The sequence below is a fragment of the uncultured Rummeliibacillus sp. genome (assembly GCF_934216135.1).
Lineage (GTDB): Bacteria > Bacillota > Bacilli > Bacillales_A > Planococcaceae > Rummeliibacillus.
Window position 1 is genome coordinate 134,028 of record NZ_CAKQBI010000001.1, and the last position, 15,323, is coordinate 149,350.

A 15,323-nucleotide genomic window follows, 5' to 3' on the forward strand; every position below is an offset into this window, starting at 1 on the left:
AGGATGACCGAGATGTCAACAGTTAACTATATTCAACACCAGTTTCCGTTTCATGCAAAAAATAACCCAAAGACTTTGAATTTAAAACAAATAACAACTCCAACGTTTAGTGAGTTATTAGCAGAGCAACGGGAAAAACAATTGAGAGTTAGTAAACATGCAACTAATCGACTTCAAGAGCGCAATATACATATCGATGATGGACAATGGGAAAAAATCACCAACAAAGTATTTGAAGCAAAAGCCAAAGGCGTCAACGATTCACTTGTATTGACAGGGAATGCAGCTCTTATAATTAGTGCAAAAAACGCAACAGTTATTACAGCAATGGATCGTCAAGAAGCTCAAGATCAATTATTTACAAATATTGATGGAACAATCGTATTAGCATAGGCAGGACCTTTTAAGGGTGCCTAGTACTACTGAATGATTGATGTAGTACACTCTATAATTGAAGGGAGAATAATCATTTTATGTTACGTTCTATGTATTCTGGAATTAGTGGACTTCGCAATTTCCAAACAAAATTAGATGTAATTGGTAATAACATTTCAAATGTTAACACTTATGGCTTCAAAAAAGGTCGCGTAGTCTTCAAAGATTTAATCTCGCAAACAACACAAGGTGCAACAGCGCCTGGAGATACTGTTGGAGGTACAAATCCAAAACAAATTGGACTTGGTTCACAACTTGCAGCAATTGATACTATTCATGATGCAGGTTCTATGCAAACAACTAACCGAGTACTGGATTGCGCAATCCAAGGCGACGGATATTTTGTTGTTCAAGAGGGAGATGAGCAATACTTTACTCGTGCAGGTAATTTCTACTTAGATAGTGCCGGCACACTAGTGACAGCAGATGGTAAAAAAGTATTAATGGAAAATGAAACGACAATACCTACTGATGCAACAGAAATTACAATTGGCCAAGATGGTACAGTTTCTTACACTCAAAATAATACACTCGTACCAGCAGGAACAATCCAAATTGCTCGTTTTGCCAATACGGGAGGTCTGACAAAAGTAGGTGGTAATTATTATAAACCATCTAATAACTCTGGAGATGCTGTAATTGGTGCACCTAAAACTGACGGACGAGGTTCAATTGAATCAGGCTTCCTAGAAATGTCCAATGTTGATTTATCCGAAGAATTTACAGAAATGATTGTTGCACAACGCGGGTTCCAAGCAAACTCTCGTATTATTACAACTTCTGATGAAATTCTTCAAGAATTAGTTAATCTAAAACGTTAAATAAAATAATTTATTGATATGGAAGGGGGCTGGGCCGGCTCTTGATACCCGGCCCTTATATCCTATGATTGCTCTAACGAAACTAAACAAAAAACCGTTCTCATTAAATGCTTTATACATAGAATCGGTCGAGGAGTTTCCTGATACGACAATCACGTTAACGACCGGGCGAAAGTATGTTGTGTTAGAAACGAAAGATGAAGTTCAAAAAAAAATAATTGAATTTTATCGCAGTGTGCAACTCCTATCAAACCCGTACTTAAGAGGTGAAGAAGATGAAGAATAACAAGTTATTAACTATTATGTTAATCATTTTGGTTTCTATTACACTCATTGGTGTTGTAGCAGTAGTTGTTGTAACCCAGTTAAATAAAGGTACAGCAGCTGAAGTTCAGAATATAGATGACATTGTTGAGTCTTCAGTTGACATTGAAGAAATAACAACGAATATAGCTGGCGACAACTATATTAAGATTGCACTTAAAATCCAAACAACAAGTAAAGACTCAGCAGAAGAATTAAAAAAACGGGATTTCCAAGTTAAAAGTATCTTAATAGAACAATTGTCAGAGATGTCAAAGAAAGATCTTGATGGCACTAAAGGTAAGGAAATGCTTGCGAATACATTAAAAACAAAAATTAATGAGCTAATGCAACAGGGTGAAGTTCAGCAAGTATACTTCACTTCGTACATTATTCAATAATATGTATTTAAAATCATAAATGGAGGTGGGCAAATGGCAGGAGATGTGTTATCACAATCCGAAATTGATGCGCTTTTATCGGCGTTATCAACCGGGGAAATGACAGCAGATGACATCAAGAAAGAAGAGGAGTCAAAAAAAGTTAAGGTCTATGACTTCAAACGTGCCCTCCGCTTCTCGAAAGATCAGATTCGAAGTTTAACCCGAATACACGAAAACTTTGCACGCTTATTAACGACTTTTTTCTCTGCTCAGCTAAGAACATATGTGCAAATTACAGTCGCATCAGTCGATCAAATACCATTTGAAGAGTTCATACGGTCAATCCCCAATATGACTTTAATCAATGTATTTGAGGTCCCACCTTTAGATGGGAACATTTTAATGGAAATCAATCCTAACATTGCGTATTCAATGTTAGATAGATTAATGGGAGGTACTGGGGCTAGTCATAGTAATGTTGATAATCTTACAGAAATAGAAACAAAGATTATGACTAATCTGTTTGAGCGTTCTTTTGATAACTTAAGAGAGGCCTGGGCGAACATTGCGGACATAGATCCAATATTAACGGAACTTGAAGTTAATCCACAATTTTTACAAATGATTTCACCCAATGAAACAGTAGTTGTTATATCTTTTAATTCAATCATTGGTGAAACAAGTGGTATGATTAATATTTGTATTCCTCATGTTGTATTAGAACCAATCGTACCAAATCTCTCTGTTCGCTATTGGATGCAATCCAACAAAAAAGAAGTATCACCAGAGCAAGCAGCAATTATTGAAAGACGAGTGAAACAGTCTGATTTGGAAGTTATTGCTGAACTAGGAAATACTGAAATTAGTATTGAAGATTTCCTTTTGATGCAAGTTGGTGATGTTGTACAACTCAATCAAAAAATTAGTCAACCGTTAATTTTGAATGTAGGCGGTATCCCTAAATTTACTGTTCAACCGGGTAAGTTGAAAAAAAGTATGGCTGTACAAGTATTAGAGTCTTTGAAAGGAGGAGACGATGATGAGTGATGATATGTTATCACAAGAAGAAATTGAAGCCCTGTTAAGAGGCGAATCTATCGATACAGATGATGAAACGTCTTCTCAGGAAAATAGTTTTAATGTGAGTGATTATTTAGATTCAATGTCTCAAGATGCATTAGGTGAGATTGGAAATATCTCTTTCGGAAGTTCTGCAACTGCACTATCTTCCCTACTAGGACAAAAAGTTGAAATTACAACACCAACAATTAGTATGATAAATCGAAATAAATTGGAAGAAGAATTTCCACATCCATATGTAGCGATTCAAGTTGAATATACAACTGGTTTGATGGGCACCAATTTACTTGTCATCAAACAAGCTGATGCAGCAATTATCGCTGATTTAATGCTAGGTGGAGATGGTCAAACACCTTCAGAAGATTTAGGGGAAATTCATTTAAGCGCTGTTCAAGAAGCTATGAACCAAATGATGGGTTCAGCAGCCACATCCATGTCAACGATCTTTAACAAGAAAGTGGATATTTCTCCACCAACAATCGATCTAATGAATATTTCTCAAAATGAAGGAACAGAAAATATTCCATCAGATGAATTACTTGTAAAAGTTTCATTCCGATTAAAGATTGGTAATTTAATCGATTCAAATATTATGCAATTGTTGCCATTAGAATTTAGTAAGACTTTGGTTCATCAATTAATGAATCCTGAACAAGAAGAAGTAGCCGTAACAGCAACTGCTGTTCAAGAAGAACCATCAGTTCAACAACAGGTTATGCCTAATGCACCACAAATGCAAAAGCCAGTTCAAGCTGAACAAGTATCAACTCAACCAGTTTATGAACAACCAGTCGTCAATATGCAACAACGTGCACCTCAACAACCTGTAAATGTTCAACAAGCACAATTTACAAGCTTCGAAAATACAAGTTTAAATCAATCAGAAGCTAGAAATTTAGATATGCTACTTGACATACCATTACAAGTTACTGTTGAATTAGGACGTACGAAGCGTTCCGTTAAAGAAATTTTAGAGTTAGCAAGTGGTTCTATTATTGAACTAGATAAATTAGCTGGAGAGCCAGTAGATATACTAGTTAATAGTAGACTAATAGCTAAGGGCGAAGTTGTTGTAATCGATGAGAACTTCGGTGTTCGCATTACAGACATCTTAAGTAAGGCGGATCGTCTTAATAATCTTAAATAGTAATTCATTTTGGAGGAGTTAATCATGGCAAAACGTATTTTAATAGTAGACGATGCAGCATTCATGCGCATGATGATCAAAGATATTTTGACTAAAAACGGATTTGAAGTAGTAGGTGAAGCTAGTGACGGTGCACAAGCAGTTGAAAAGTATGGAGAATTAAAACCTGATCTTGTAACGATGGATATTACCATGCCAGAAATGGATGGTATTGCAGCCTTAAAAGAAATTAAACAAAAAGATCCAGGTGCTATTATTATTATGTGTTCAGCAATGGGACAACAAGCAATGGTTATTGATGCTATTCAAGCTGGTGCGAAGGACTTTATCGTAAAACCTTTCCAAGCTGATAGAGTTATTGAAGCTATTCAAAAAGCGTTAGGTTAATAGAATGTTTTATAGAACAATATTGAAGTTGATGTTGTTTGCATCATTTTTTACTGTTTATTCATACCAACCAATTCAACAGGATAATATTGTTTATGCGGAGTCCAATAATTCTGTGAATGATTGTTATAAGAATCCTAAAGAATGTAAGGATGATACGCCAGCTGTCGATCCAAAAGATCAATCGACAGCTGTCGGTTTGTCTACATGGGATTATATCAAAATGGTATTAGCACTAATTTTTGTAATTGCATTACTTTACGGTGTTCTTAAATTTGTAAATAGTCGCAACAACAAATATCAACAAAGTCAGTTAATGCAAAATTTAGGCGGAATTTCACTAGGCCAACAAAAGTCAGTTCAACTACTAAAAATAGGAGATTCATTGTATCTGGTTGGAGTTGGTGATGATGTGAATATTTTAAAAGAAGTTACTGCGCAAGAAGAGAAAGCTCAATTATTAAATCTATACAATGAAAAGCAAGAGCTTACAGCACAAGTACCATACATTGCAGAAATGATGTCAAAATTTAAAAGAAAACATCCTGAATCAGAAATTGATTCATCAAACAAAGATTTTAATGAAGAGTTTCAACAAAGATTAACAGAGATTCAACAGGATCGTCGAAAGGAATTAGAAGAATGGAAGCAGAAGGAGAGGGAAAATAAATGAGTGATTTTGTTAATTACTTCTCCAATAGCAATCCAGCAAATGTCTCCACAACAGTTAAATTGATGTTGATGCTAACTGTCTTATCGTTAGCACCAAGTATTTTAATCTTGATGACGTGTTTTACTAGAATAGTCATTGTCTTATCATTTGTACGTACGGCATTGGCAACACAGCAAATGCCACCGAACCAAGTAATAGTAGGTTTAGCTTTGTTTTTGACATTTTTCATCATGGCCCCAACATTTCAAGATGTAAATAAAAATGCATTACAACCATTATTCGACGAAAAAATCACACTGGATGAAGCTTACTCAAAAGCTAGTAAACCATTTAAAGAATATATGAGTAAGCATACGAGACAAAAAGATTTAGATTTATTTCTAAAGTATTCTGGTGCAAAAGAACGTCCAAAGACAATTGAAAAAATCCCACTTACAACAATGGTACCTGCATTTACGATTAGTGAATTGAAAACGGCGTTCCAAATGGGCTTTATGATTTTTATACCGTTTTTAGTAATTGATATGATTGTTGCAAGTGTCCTTATGTCGATGGGGATGATGATGTTACCACCAGTAATGGTTTCTTTACCATTCAAAATATTATTATTTATATTAGTAGATGGTTGGTATCTTGTTGTGAAATCACTATTAGAAAGCTTTTAGGGGATGAAAAGTTATGACAGCAGAAACAGTCATTAAAGTTGCAGAAGAAGCGATTAAAGTAATACTACTAACATCAGGTCCATTATTACTTGTTGCATTAGTAACTGGTCTTTTAGTTAGTATTTTTCAAGCGACTACACAAATTCAAGAACAAACGCTTGCTTTTGTACCTAAAATTATTGCAGTACTAATTGCTATTATCTTTTTTGGCCCTTGGATGCTTACGAAAATGACTTCATATACAAAAGATATATTTGAAAATTTAGGACGTTTTATAGGGTGAGCAAATGGAAGAATTAGTCCCGAAATTAACCATCTTTCTTCTTATTCTTGTTAGAATCTCTGCGTTTTTTGTTACTGTTCCTTTTTTCTCTTATAAAACGATTCCAACGAAAGTTAGAATTACATTGGCAGTGGTTTTATCGTGGATGATGTATTATACGTTGGATGTAAAACCATTTGATATTGATGGAGAATACATATTGTTAATCTTGAAAGAGGCAGTTGTAGGTATTTCTATAGGTCTTATTGGATATTTGATAATGTCTGCTATTCAAATTGCAGGTGGTTTTATCGATTTCCAAATGGGTTTCGCAATCGCGAATGTAATTGATCCGCAAACAGGAGCACAAAGTCCATTAATGGGTCAATTCTTTAACACATTAGCTCTTCTTGTTTTAATCGGCACAGATGGACATCATTTACTATTAGATGGAATTTTTTATAGTTATCAATATATTCCAATGGATCATGTATGGCCTGCTTTTGGTTCTAGTGATTTACCTAGATTTATCCTTAAAACTTTTGGAACTCTTTTTGGAATTGCATTTCAAATGTCTGTTCCAATTGTAGCTACACTTTTTTTAGTAGATATAGCATTGGGTATAACAGCACGTACAGTTCCACAATTGAATATATTTGTCGTTGGTTTTCCTGTGAAAATTGGCGTAAGCTTTATTGTGCTAATTGTAATGATGGGCGTTATGGTTGCGGTAATGCAAAAGCTTTTCAATTTTATGATGATTAGTATGCGAGATTTTATGGTGCTTTTAGGTGGTGGATAAGATGCAATTGCTCGAACTAGACTTGCAATTTTTCGCAGGAGAAAAGACAGAAAAAGCAACACCTAAAAAAAGACAAGATGCACGTAAAAAAGGGCAAGTATTAAAAAGTCAGGATGTAACAAGTGCTTTAGTTTTGCTTTCAGTTTTTTTATTTTTAATGATAGCAGGAACTTCTATGCGAGATGGGATAATGTCCTTTTTTAATGAGACCTTTTCAAAATATATGCTAATCGATACTTTATCAATCAAGCTAGTTGTGAAAATATACAAAGACGTTTTATCAGAAATGGCAGTAATTATATTACCAATCATGGCGATTGCAATGATTGCAGGTATTGCAGGGAACTTTCTACAATTTGGTTTTTTGTTTTCTGCAGAACCTTTAAAATTCGATTTAACTAAACTTGATCCCGTTAAAGGGATTAAGAGAATGTTTTCTGTAAAATCGTTAATTGAACTATTAAAGTCTATTTTGAAGATTACGTTAATAGGTTCTGTCACAACAGCTATATTGTGGAAGAATATTGATGATGTTTTAAGTTTGTCATTTAAAACACCAGGGGCAACCCTTATAACTGTATCGAAGTTAACAGTTTTTATGGGAATAGCTGCATCTGTTGTCTTATTAATAATAGCGGTACTCGATTATTTTTATCAAAAATTTGAGTACGAAAAAAACTTGAAAATGTCAAAGCAGGATATTAAAGATGAATATAAGAATTCCGAAGGGGATCCGCTTATTAAATCTAAGATTAAGCAACGACAACGTGAAATGGCTATGCGTCGTATGATGCAAGAAGTTCCTCAAGCGGATGTTGTTATTACAAACCCAACTCATTATGCGATTGCATTAAAATATGATGAAGAAACGATGGATGCGCCTAAAGTTGTTGCAAAAGGTACAGATTTCGTCGCTCAGAAAATTAAATTTATTGCAAAAGAAAATGAAGTGGTGATGGTAGAAAATAGACCATTAGCCCGGGCTATGTACGATCAGGTTGAGATTGGACAACATATTCCTGATGAATTTTTTAAAGCTGTAGCTGAAGTCTTAGCATATGTATATCGTGTTAAAAGAAAAATATAAAGATCTAATTCGGGGGGACAAACATGAAGTTTCGCGACATAGGAGTATTAGCTGCAGTAATTATGGTTGTTGCAATGCTTATCATCCCTTTACCACCATGGTTGATAAGCTTTTTAATCATTATCAATATTACGCTAGCACTACTTGTATTGTTAACAGCGATGAATATGAAAGAAGCACTAGAATTTTCAATTTTCCCATCCCTCTTATTATTATTAACCTTGTTCCGTTTAGGTTTAAACGTATCGACTACTCGAGCAATCTTAAGTGATGGAGATGCGGGTAATGTCGTTGAAACATTTGGTACCTTCGTAGTAGGGGGTAACGTAATTGTAGGTTTAGTGGTATTCGTAATATTAATCATTATTCAATTTATTGTTATCACAAAAGGTGCTGAACGTGTATCAGAAGTTGCTGCACGTTTTACATTAGATGCAATGCCAGGGAAACAAATGGCAATTGATGCCGACTTAAACGCGGGTCTTATATCTGAGACGGAAGCTAGGCATCGACGAGAAAAAGTAGGTAATGAGGCTGATTTCTACGGTTCAATGGATGGTGCCACAAAATTTGTAAAAGGTGATGCCATTGCTGCAATTATTATTGTACTAATCAATTTAATCGTAGGACTAATCATAGGAATTGTGCAAAAAGGTATGGATTTTTCTGATGCTGTTCATTTGTTTACGACATTGACTATCGGTGACGGTCTTGTATCGCAGGTTCCTGCATTACTTATTTCGACTGCAACAGGTATTGTCGTAACTCGAGCTGCTTCAGAAGGTAATTTAAGTACAGATATTACAGGTCAGTTATTTGCTAATCCAACATTAATATACATAGCGGCTGGAACTATATTTATCCTTGGAATTGTAACCCCTATTAAGATTATCTATACGATTCCTGTTGCAGCAGCATTAGCAATTGTGGCGTATCGTATCAGTCATGCCGCAAAAGAAGATATAGAAGAACTTGAACAAATAGAAGAGGTTGAAACAACGGATAATCTAAAAAGTCCAGAAAATGTTGTTAACTTATTGAACGTAGATCCAATAGAATTTGAATTTGGATATGGTTTAATTCCATTAGTCGATGCAACTCAAGGTGGGGACTTACTTGACAGGGTTGTGATGATTCGCCGTCAATTAGCACTTGAACTAGGAATCGTGATTCCAGTTGTTCGTATTCGAGATAATATTCAACTTCAACCAAACGAATATCGTATTAAGATTAAGGGAAACGAATTAGCTCATGGAGAATTATTACTTGATCATTATTTAGCAATGAGTCCTGGCGATGACGACTCTATAGAAGGTATTGATACAGTAGAACCATCGTTCGGTTTACCAGCTAAATGGATTACAGAACAAGTTAAAGAAGAAGCTGAAATGTTGGGCTATACAGTAGTTGATCCGCCTAGTGTTGTGTCAACTCATTTAACCGAAGTTATTCGGGCAAATGCGTCTGAACTATTGGGTCGTCAAGAAACAAAACAACTGATCGATCACTTAAGAGAAACAGCACCAATATTAGTGGACGAATTAACACCAACACCGCTATCAATTGGTGAAATTCAAAAAGTTTTGGCAAAATTATTGAAAGAAAATGTTTCAGTGAAAAATTTATCGGTTATTTTTGAAACATTAGCAGATTATTCTAAACTAACGTCTGATGTGGATGTATTAACAGAATATGTTCGTCAATCACTTGCACGTCAAATTACTGCACAATATGCTGGTGGACAAACAGAACTAAAAGTACTAACTGTTTCAGCAAAAGTGGAGAAAATTATTGCTGATAGTATTCAACAAACTGATCATGGTAATTATTTAGCAATGGAACCAAATGATTCTCAAACTATTTTAGAGTCAATCGCACAAGAGGTTGAACGTATTGCACTATTTGAACAATCACCTGTTATCTTATGCTCACCAGCAGTTCGAATGTATTTACGACAATTGACGGAAAGATACTTCCCTCAAATTCCAATTCTTTCGTATAATGAACTTGAATCGTCTATTGAAATTCAAAGTGTTGGAGTGGTGAACGTTTAATGAAAATGAAAAAATATATAGCATCTTCAATGGCTACTGCGATGAAAAAGGTACAAGCCGATTTAGGTGATGATGCGATTATCGCAAGTTCAAAAGTTGTATACTCTAAAGGTTTTTTAGGAATGTTTAAAAAGAAAAGTTTTGAGGTAATAGCAGGTGTTGAACGTGCGGATAGAAACGAAATGTTATACCCTTCTAAACCGATTCAAAAACCTATAATGTTAGATTCAAAAGTTCCAGAAGACAAAACAAATGAGATTAAACAAGAACTAGCAGATTTAAAGAAAATGATGCAATCTATGAAACATCAATCAGCAAGTGTACAATATCCGGATGAATTATCAACTGTTATAGAGAAATTAGAGTATCAGGAGATAGATCCCGAGCTCATCACTAAGATAAGTGATGAGCTCTTTACGGTTGTGAAAAATAGTAAACACAATTTAACTGAACAAGAAGTGCAAGAGTTGGCAAAAAAACAAATTTCGTATTTGTTAAAGGACTTACCATTTGGAGGAATCTCTTATCAAAAGAAATATATAAATATATTAGGTCCCACTGGTGTTGGTAAAACTACGACAATTGCAAAAATGGCAGCACATGCTGTATTGAAAGAGAAAAAGAAAATAGGCTTTATCACTACAGATACATATCGTATTGCTGCAATTGAGCAACTCAAAACATATGCGAACTTACTACAAGCTCCAGTAGAAATTGTTTATAGCAGAGCAGATTACGAAATGGCCTTACTGAAATTTAAAAATCTAGATTTAGTATTTATTGATACAGCCGGCAGAAATTATAAAGAAGTGAAATATATAAGAGATTTGGAACAAATAATTGATATTGAAAAAAATGTCGAAAATTATTTAGTTTTGTCTACAACAGCAAAAGAACGTGATATGGCAACAATAATTGAACAATTCTTAGCATTTTCAGTTGAAAAATTAATATTTACAAAGTTAGATGAAACAAATACTATTGGCTCAATAGTCAATTTAATGGTTAAATATAAGAAGGGACTTGCTTACTATACAAATGGTCAAGAAGTACCGGAAGATATTGAAGAAGGGTCTGTGAAAAATGTTATAGATTTACTTTTTCAAGGAGATAACAAATGAGAGACCAAGCTGAATCGTTACGTATGAAAATGCAACAAAGTAAAAGTGTAGGGAAATCGATAGCCGTAGTAAGTGGAAAAGGTGGTGTAGGAAAAAGTAATTTCACTACTAATTTCGCTATTACTTTAGTTAACTGTGGCAAAAAAGTCATTATAGTTGATATGGATATAGGAATGGGAAATATCCATATTCTATTAGGTAAAGGAACACGTAGTAGTTTAAAAGATTATTTGCAAGGAGACGTCACATTAGAGCAAGTTATCTATGAAGGAACTAATGATTTACATTATATATCTGGAGGGACTGGTCTTGCAGGATTGTTAGATTGGTCCGAATTAATGTTTGATCGATTGTTGACAGCATTTGAAAATTTACAAGCTAGTTATGATTATATTTTGTTTGATATGGGAGCAGGGGCTACGAATTGGTCACTTGATTTATTAGTTGCTGTAGAAGATATTATTGTTGTTTCTACAACTGAACCAACATCAATTACAGATGCTTATTCTATGATGAAATATATCCATTACAAAGATAGAGAAAAAAATTTCTATTTATTATGTAATAGGGTTTTAACAAGTGAAGAAGGTACCGATACATTGAATAGATTAAAAAAAACAATGTTTCGATTCTTATCAAAAGATGTCTTTGTGTTAGGCTCATTGCCTGAGGATAAGTTAGTTCGTCAAGCTGTTAAAAAACAAGTTCCTTTTTCTATCTTATATCCAAATGCCCAAATTACAAAGACGTTGAAAAAGATAACATTTAGATATATGCAAGGTAACATTAGTGAAGTTGTAATCGGAAATTCATCCAATAAGTTTATTTCAAAATTAAAGAGTATTTTTTCGAAAGGAAGTGATTAGTTGTCAGTCGACCAACAAAAGAGACTTTTAATAGTTGATGATTCAGCGTTTATGAGGAAAATGATTTCAGAGTTTTTTGTAGACCATCCCTATATTCGAGTTGTCGGTACAGCACGAAATGGAAAAGATGCTATTAAAAAAATTCAATTGTTGCAACCAGATGTTGTTACGATGGATGTAGAAATGCCAGAGATGAATGGTCTTGAGGCATTAAAAGTCATTATGAAGGAATGTCCAGTTCCTGTTGTCATGCTATCAAGTACAACAAAGAGTGGAGCTCAAATAACCTTAGAAGCAATGGCAAGTGGTGCAGTCGATTTTATTGCAAAGCCAAGTGGTCCGATTTCTTTAGACATCGAAACGATTCAAGATGAAATTACTCGAATTGTGGAAAACGCAGTAACTGTACACGTCTCAAAACTAAGACATGCAGAACATAGTGTTGAGTTAAAGACAACTAAATCTAAGAGTCTAGTAGAAAAAATACCAACTCATACAACTACGGAAATATTTCATAAAGAGCACCATTCAAAAGTAGTTAATAAAAAATCTGAAGTAAGTTGGAACTCACACTCAAAGAAAATGGTTCTGATTGGAACTTCTACTGGTGGACCTAGAGCATTACAAGAAGTGATTACTCGATTGCCTGAAGATATATCAGCACCTATATTGATCGTTCAGCATATGCCGGCAGGTTTTACTAAATCTTTAGCGAATCGTTTAGATCATTTGTCCAAGATTACCGTTAAAGAGGCTGAGCAAGGTGATTTATTGCAAGATGGTGTGGCGTATATCGCACCAGGTGGCTACCATTTGCGCATCCGCAAAATAGGTATGTCATATGGCATAGAACTGGATAATCTTGAACCACCACGTGGAGGTCATAGGCCGTCTGTAGATGTTATGTTTGAAGATAATAGTAATTATAATGATTTTGATAAAATTGCTGTTATTATGACAGGCATGGGATCTGATGGGACAAAAGGATTACAAGCTTTAAAAAATAAAGGTAATGTCATTGCTGTTGCAGAATCAGCCAATACAAGTGTTGTTTATGGTATGCCTAAATCTGCTGTTGCAACAGGATTAGTTGATGAAGTAGTAGATGTTGATGATATTGCGACTATTATAATGAGATATTTGCCTTAGGGGGGATCATTAAATGGATACAAACCAATATTTAGATATTTTTTTAGATGAAAGTAAAGAACATCTTCAATCTTGTAACGAAAATTTACTAGCATTGGAACAAAGCCCGCAAGACTTAGCAATTGTCAATGAAATATTCCGTAATGCGCATACCTTAAAAGGTATGTCAGCAACAATGGGGTTCGAAGATTTAGCAGATTTAACACATAAGATGGAAAACGTTTTGGATGCTATTCGAAATGAAAAAATTACGGTAGACTCAAATATTTTAGATGTTGTCTTCGAATCAGTCGATCATTTAGAAGCGATGATTGATGATATTGCAAACGGTGGAGACGGTAAACGAGATGTATCAGCAACTGTAGCTAAGTTAAAACGAATTGAAAATGGTGAAGCAATTGGGTCTGATACTGATAAAAATGAATCAGAAAAAGTTCCAACAGTTGAAGAGGTATTAACAACCGACTCCATGAAGTTTGATGAGTTTGAGTTAACCGTTATTCAACAATCCCATGAACAAGGCTTTAATACTTATGAAATTGCTATACAACTTCGTGATGATTGCTTATTAAAAGCTGCACGCGTATACATGGTATTTGATATTTTAGAAAAATTAGGGGATGTTATAAAATCATCGCCAACCGTTGAACAGTTAGAAGAAGAACAATTTGATAGTGAATTTTCCGTAGCGGTAGTTACTAAAGAAACTTCTGAAGATATACAAAAAAAATTGTTGAAAGTATCTGAAGTTGAGGATGTAAAAATTCAAGCTTTAGATTATCAATCACTTGTCCATCAAGAATTAGCTTCAACTGCTACTGAAGAAAAAGTTACTCAACCCGTAGAACCTAAAAATACAAAACCAGTAGCGACAAAGGCAAAACCAAAGAAAACTCCTGAAAAGAGAGCTACTCATGCAAGTAGTAAAACAATTCGTGTTAATATTGAACGATTAGATATTTTGATGAATCTATTTGAAGAGCTTGTTATAGATCGCGGACGTCTACAATCAATTGCTTCAGAATTGAATCATAGTGAATTAAATGAAACAGTGGAAAGAATGTCTCGAGTATCAGGTGATTTACAAAATATTATTTTGACAATGAGGATGGTTCCAGTAGAAACGGTATTTAATCGTTTCCCTAAAATGGTTCGTCAGTTAACTCGTGATTTACATAAAAAAGTCAATTTACAGATAATTGGTGCAGAAACAGAATTAGATCGTACTGTAATTGATGAATTAGGAGATCCACTTGTACACCTTATTCGTAATGCTTTAGATCATGGTATTGAAAGTCCTGAAGTACGTAAGGCTGCTGGAAAACCAGAAGAAGGTAAAGTAGAATTACGTGCTTATCATAGTGGTAATCATGTGTTTATCGAACTGGAAGATGATGGTGCAGGAGTTAATCGTGAAAAAGTATTAGAAAAAGCCCTTTCTAAAGGGATTGTCACACCAGAAGTAGCCGAAACAATGACAGATAAACAAGCAAATGAGTTAATCATGGCATCTGGTTTCTCAACAGCAGACGTAATTTCGGATATATCTGGACGAGGTGTAGGCCTTGATGTTGTAAAATCTACTATTGAATCTTTAGGTGGTAACATCACAATTGAATCTACAGAAGGAAAAGGATCATTGTTCTCTGTTCAATTACCGCTAACATTATCTATTATTTCTGTTATGTTGGTTGAAATCGAAAAAGAAATCTATGCAATCCCACTATCTTCAATTATCGAAACATCTATCATCCGTAATTCAGATATTATGAATGCACATAACCAAAAAGTAATTGATTTCCGTGGTAAAGTGGTTCCACTTGTCTTCTTAGAAGAAATATTTGAAGTAACACGTACTGAACCTGCTGATGATGAATTCCATTCTGTAGTTTTGGTTCGAAAAGGAGAAAAAATGGCCGGCTTAGTAGTCGATTCATTTATTGGACAACAAGAAATTGTTTTGAAATCTCTAGGAAACTATTTGACAAATGTATTTGCTATTTCAGGTGCAACTATCCTTGGAAATGGCGAAGTTGCATTGATCATAGACTGTAATTCACTTATTAAATAATATATCTTTTTAGAAAG

At 34.5% G+C, this 15,323-nt stretch carries 17 protein-coding genes; all 17 read left to right on the forward strand.

What is annotated here, in order from left to right; all coding sequences use genetic code 11:
* Positions 1–12: 12 nt before the first annotated feature.
* The 17 genes from Q0977_RS00665 (at position 13) to Q0977_RS00745 (ending at position 15,306) form a co-directional block, all read left to right on the forward strand.
* The gene (locus Q0977_RS00665; RefSeq protein WP_119414289.1) at positions 13–393 is read left to right on the forward strand and encodes a TIGR02530 family flagellar biosynthesis protein; all 381 of its coding nucleotides are present in this window, start codon (positions 13–15) and stop codon (positions 391–393) included.
* An 80-nt stretch (positions 394–473) separates the two neighbouring features.
* On the forward strand, positions 474–1,256 hold the full coding sequence (gene flgG / locus Q0977_RS00670; protein ID WP_299509604.1) for a flagellar basal body rod protein FlgG: 783 nt from the start codon (positions 474–476) through the stop codon (positions 1,254–1,256).
* A 64-nt stretch (positions 1,257–1,320) separates the two neighbouring features.
* Positions 1,321–1,542 carry a flagellar FlbD family protein gene (locus Q0977_RS00675; RefSeq protein WP_119414291.1) on the forward strand — a complete coding sequence of 74 codons (222 nt, stop codon included), beginning with the start codon at positions 1,321–1,323 and terminating at the stop codon, positions 1,540–1,542.
* Positions 1,532–1,960: a flagellar basal body-associated protein FliL gene (gene fliL, locus Q0977_RS00680; protein WP_119414292.1), complete on the forward strand. Its 429-nt coding sequence runs from the start codon at positions 1,532–1,534 to the stop codon at positions 1,958–1,960. The genes Q0977_RS00675 and fliL overlap by 11 nt, the downstream gene beginning before the upstream one ends.
* 33 nt (positions 1,961–1,993) lie before the next feature.
* The gene (fliM, locus tag Q0977_RS00685; RefSeq protein ID WP_119414293.1) at positions 1,994–2,989 is read left to right on the forward strand and encodes a flagellar motor switch protein FliM; all 996 of its coding nucleotides are present in this window, start codon (positions 1,994–1,996) and stop codon (positions 2,987–2,989) included.
* Positions 2,982–4,169 (forward strand): flagellar motor switch phosphatase FliY, encoded by a 1,188-nt coding sequence (gene fliY / locus Q0977_RS00690; RefSeq protein WP_299509610.1) that lies wholly within the window; start codon positions 2,982–2,984, stop codon positions 4,167–4,169. Before fliM ends, fliY begins: the two co-directional genes overlap by 8 nt.
* A gap of 24 nt (positions 4,170–4,193) precedes the next feature.
* On the forward strand, positions 4,194–4,556 hold the full coding sequence (locus Q0977_RS00695; protein ID WP_119414295.1) for a response regulator: 363 nt from the start codon (positions 4,194–4,196) through the stop codon (positions 4,554–4,556).
* A 4-nt stretch (positions 4,557–4,560) separates the two neighbouring features.
* A complete protein-coding gene (locus Q0977_RS00700) occupies positions 4,561–5,229 on the forward strand; it encodes a flagellar biosynthetic protein FliO (protein WP_124217254.1) in 669 nt (222 codons plus the stop codon).
* Positions 5,226–5,894, forward strand: a complete 669-nt coding sequence (gene fliP, locus Q0977_RS00705; RefSeq protein ID WP_124217255.1) for a flagellar type III secretion system pore protein FliP — start codon at positions 5,226–5,228, stop codon at positions 5,892–5,894. The genes Q0977_RS00700 and fliP overlap by 4 nt, the downstream gene beginning before the upstream one ends.
* Positions 5,895–5,907: 13 nt before the next feature.
* Positions 5,908–6,177 (forward strand): flagellar biosynthesis protein FliQ, encoded by a 270-nt coding sequence (gene fliQ, locus Q0977_RS00710; RefSeq protein WP_119414298.1) that lies wholly within the window; start codon positions 5,908–5,910, stop codon positions 6,175–6,177.
* Positions 6,178–6,181: 4 nt separating this feature from the next.
* Complete coding sequence (fliR, locus tag Q0977_RS00715) at positions 6,182–6,958, forward strand: flagellar biosynthetic protein FliR (RefSeq protein WP_119414299.1); 777 nt, start codon at positions 6,182–6,184, stop codon at positions 6,956–6,958.
* A gap of 1 nt (position 6,959) precedes the next feature.
* The gene (flhB, locus tag Q0977_RS00720) at positions 6,960–8,045 is read left to right on the forward strand and encodes a flagellar biosynthesis protein FlhB (protein ID WP_299509625.1); all 1,086 of its coding nucleotides are present in this window, start codon (positions 6,960–6,962) and stop codon (positions 8,043–8,045) included.
* Between the two features lie 23 nt (positions 8,046–8,068).
* Positions 8,069–10,099 (forward strand): flagellar biosynthesis protein FlhA, encoded by a 2,031-nt coding sequence (flhA, locus tag Q0977_RS00725; RefSeq protein WP_299509628.1) that lies wholly within the window; start codon positions 8,069–8,071, stop codon positions 10,097–10,099.
* Positions 10,099–11,220 carry a flagellar biosynthesis protein FlhF gene (gene flhF, locus Q0977_RS00730; RefSeq protein ID WP_119414302.1) on the forward strand — a complete coding sequence of 374 codons (1,122 nt, stop codon included), beginning with the start codon at positions 10,099–10,101 and terminating at the stop codon, positions 11,218–11,220. Before flhA ends, flhF begins: the two co-directional genes overlap by 1 nt.
* The gene (locus Q0977_RS00735) at positions 11,217–12,086 is read left to right on the forward strand and encodes a MinD/ParA family protein (protein ID WP_124217260.1); all 870 of its coding nucleotides are present in this window, start codon (positions 11,217–11,219) and stop codon (positions 12,084–12,086) included. Before flhF ends, Q0977_RS00735 begins: the two co-directional genes overlap by 4 nt.
* Complete coding sequence (locus Q0977_RS00740) at positions 12,087–13,235, forward strand: chemotaxis response regulator protein-glutamate methylesterase (RefSeq protein ID WP_119414304.1); 1,149 nt, start codon at positions 12,087–12,089, stop codon at positions 13,233–13,235.
* Positions 13,236–13,248: 13 nt separating this feature from the next.
* Complete coding sequence (locus tag Q0977_RS00745; RefSeq protein ID WP_299509650.1) at positions 13,249–15,306, forward strand: chemotaxis protein CheA; 2,058 nt, start codon at positions 13,249–13,251, stop codon at positions 15,304–15,306.
* Positions 15,307–15,323 lie beyond the last annotated feature (17 nt).

Bases quoted from the DNA above. Each gene is read 5' to 3' on its own strand.
- Q0977_RS00700 (WP_124217254.1), top strand. From the start codon at position 4,561: ATGTTTTATAGAACAATATTGAAGTTGATGTTGTTTGCATCATTTTTT.
- flhB (WP_299509625.1), top strand. From the start codon at position 6,960: ATGCAATTGCTCGAACTAGACTTGCAATTTTTCGCAGGAGAAAAGACA.
- Q0977_RS00735 (WP_124217260.1), top strand. From the start codon at position 11,217: ATGAGAGACCAAGCTGAATCGTTACGTATGAAAATGCAACAAAGTAAA.
- fliQ (WP_119414298.1), top strand. From the start codon at position 5,908: ATGACAGCAGAAACAGTCATTAAAGTTGCAGAAGAAGCGATTAAAGTA.
- Q0977_RS00745 (WP_299509650.1), top strand. From the start codon at position 13,249: ATGGATACAAACCAATATTTAGATATTTTTTTAGATGAAAGTAAAGAA.
- fliR (WP_119414299.1), top strand. From the start codon at position 6,182: ATGGAAGAATTAGTCCCGAAATTAACCATCTTTCTTCTTATTCTTGTT.
- fliM (WP_119414293.1), top strand. From the start codon at position 1,994: ATGGCAGGAGATGTGTTATCACAATCCGAAATTGATGCGCTTTTATCG.
- flhA (WP_299509628.1), top strand. From the start codon at position 8,069: ATGAAGTTTCGCGACATAGGAGTATTAGCTGCAGTAATTATGGTTGTT.
- Q0977_RS00675 (WP_119414291.1), top strand. From the start codon at position 1,321: ATGATTGCTCTAACGAAACTAAACAAAAAACCGTTCTCATTAAATGCT.
- fliP (WP_124217255.1), top strand. From the start codon at position 5,226: ATGAGTGATTTTGTTAATTACTTCTCCAATAGCAATCCAGCAAATGTC.
- flgG (WP_299509604.1), top strand. From the start codon at position 474: ATGTTACGTTCTATGTATTCTGGAATTAGTGGACTTCGCAATTTCCAA.
- fliL (WP_119414292.1), top strand. From the start codon at position 1,532: ATGAAGAATAACAAGTTATTAACTATTATGTTAATCATTTTGGTTTCT.
- fliY (WP_299509610.1), top strand. From the start codon at position 2,982: ATGAGTGATGATATGTTATCACAAGAAGAAATTGAAGCCCTGTTAAGA.
- flhF (WP_119414302.1), top strand. From the start codon at position 10,099: ATGAAAATGAAAAAATATATAGCATCTTCAATGGCTACTGCGATGAAA.
- Q0977_RS00695 (WP_119414295.1), top strand. From the start codon at position 4,194: ATGGCAAAACGTATTTTAATAGTAGACGATGCAGCATTCATGCGCATG.
- Q0977_RS00665 (WP_119414289.1), top strand. From the start codon at position 13: ATGTCAACAGTTAACTATATTCAACACCAGTTTCCGTTTCATGCAAAA.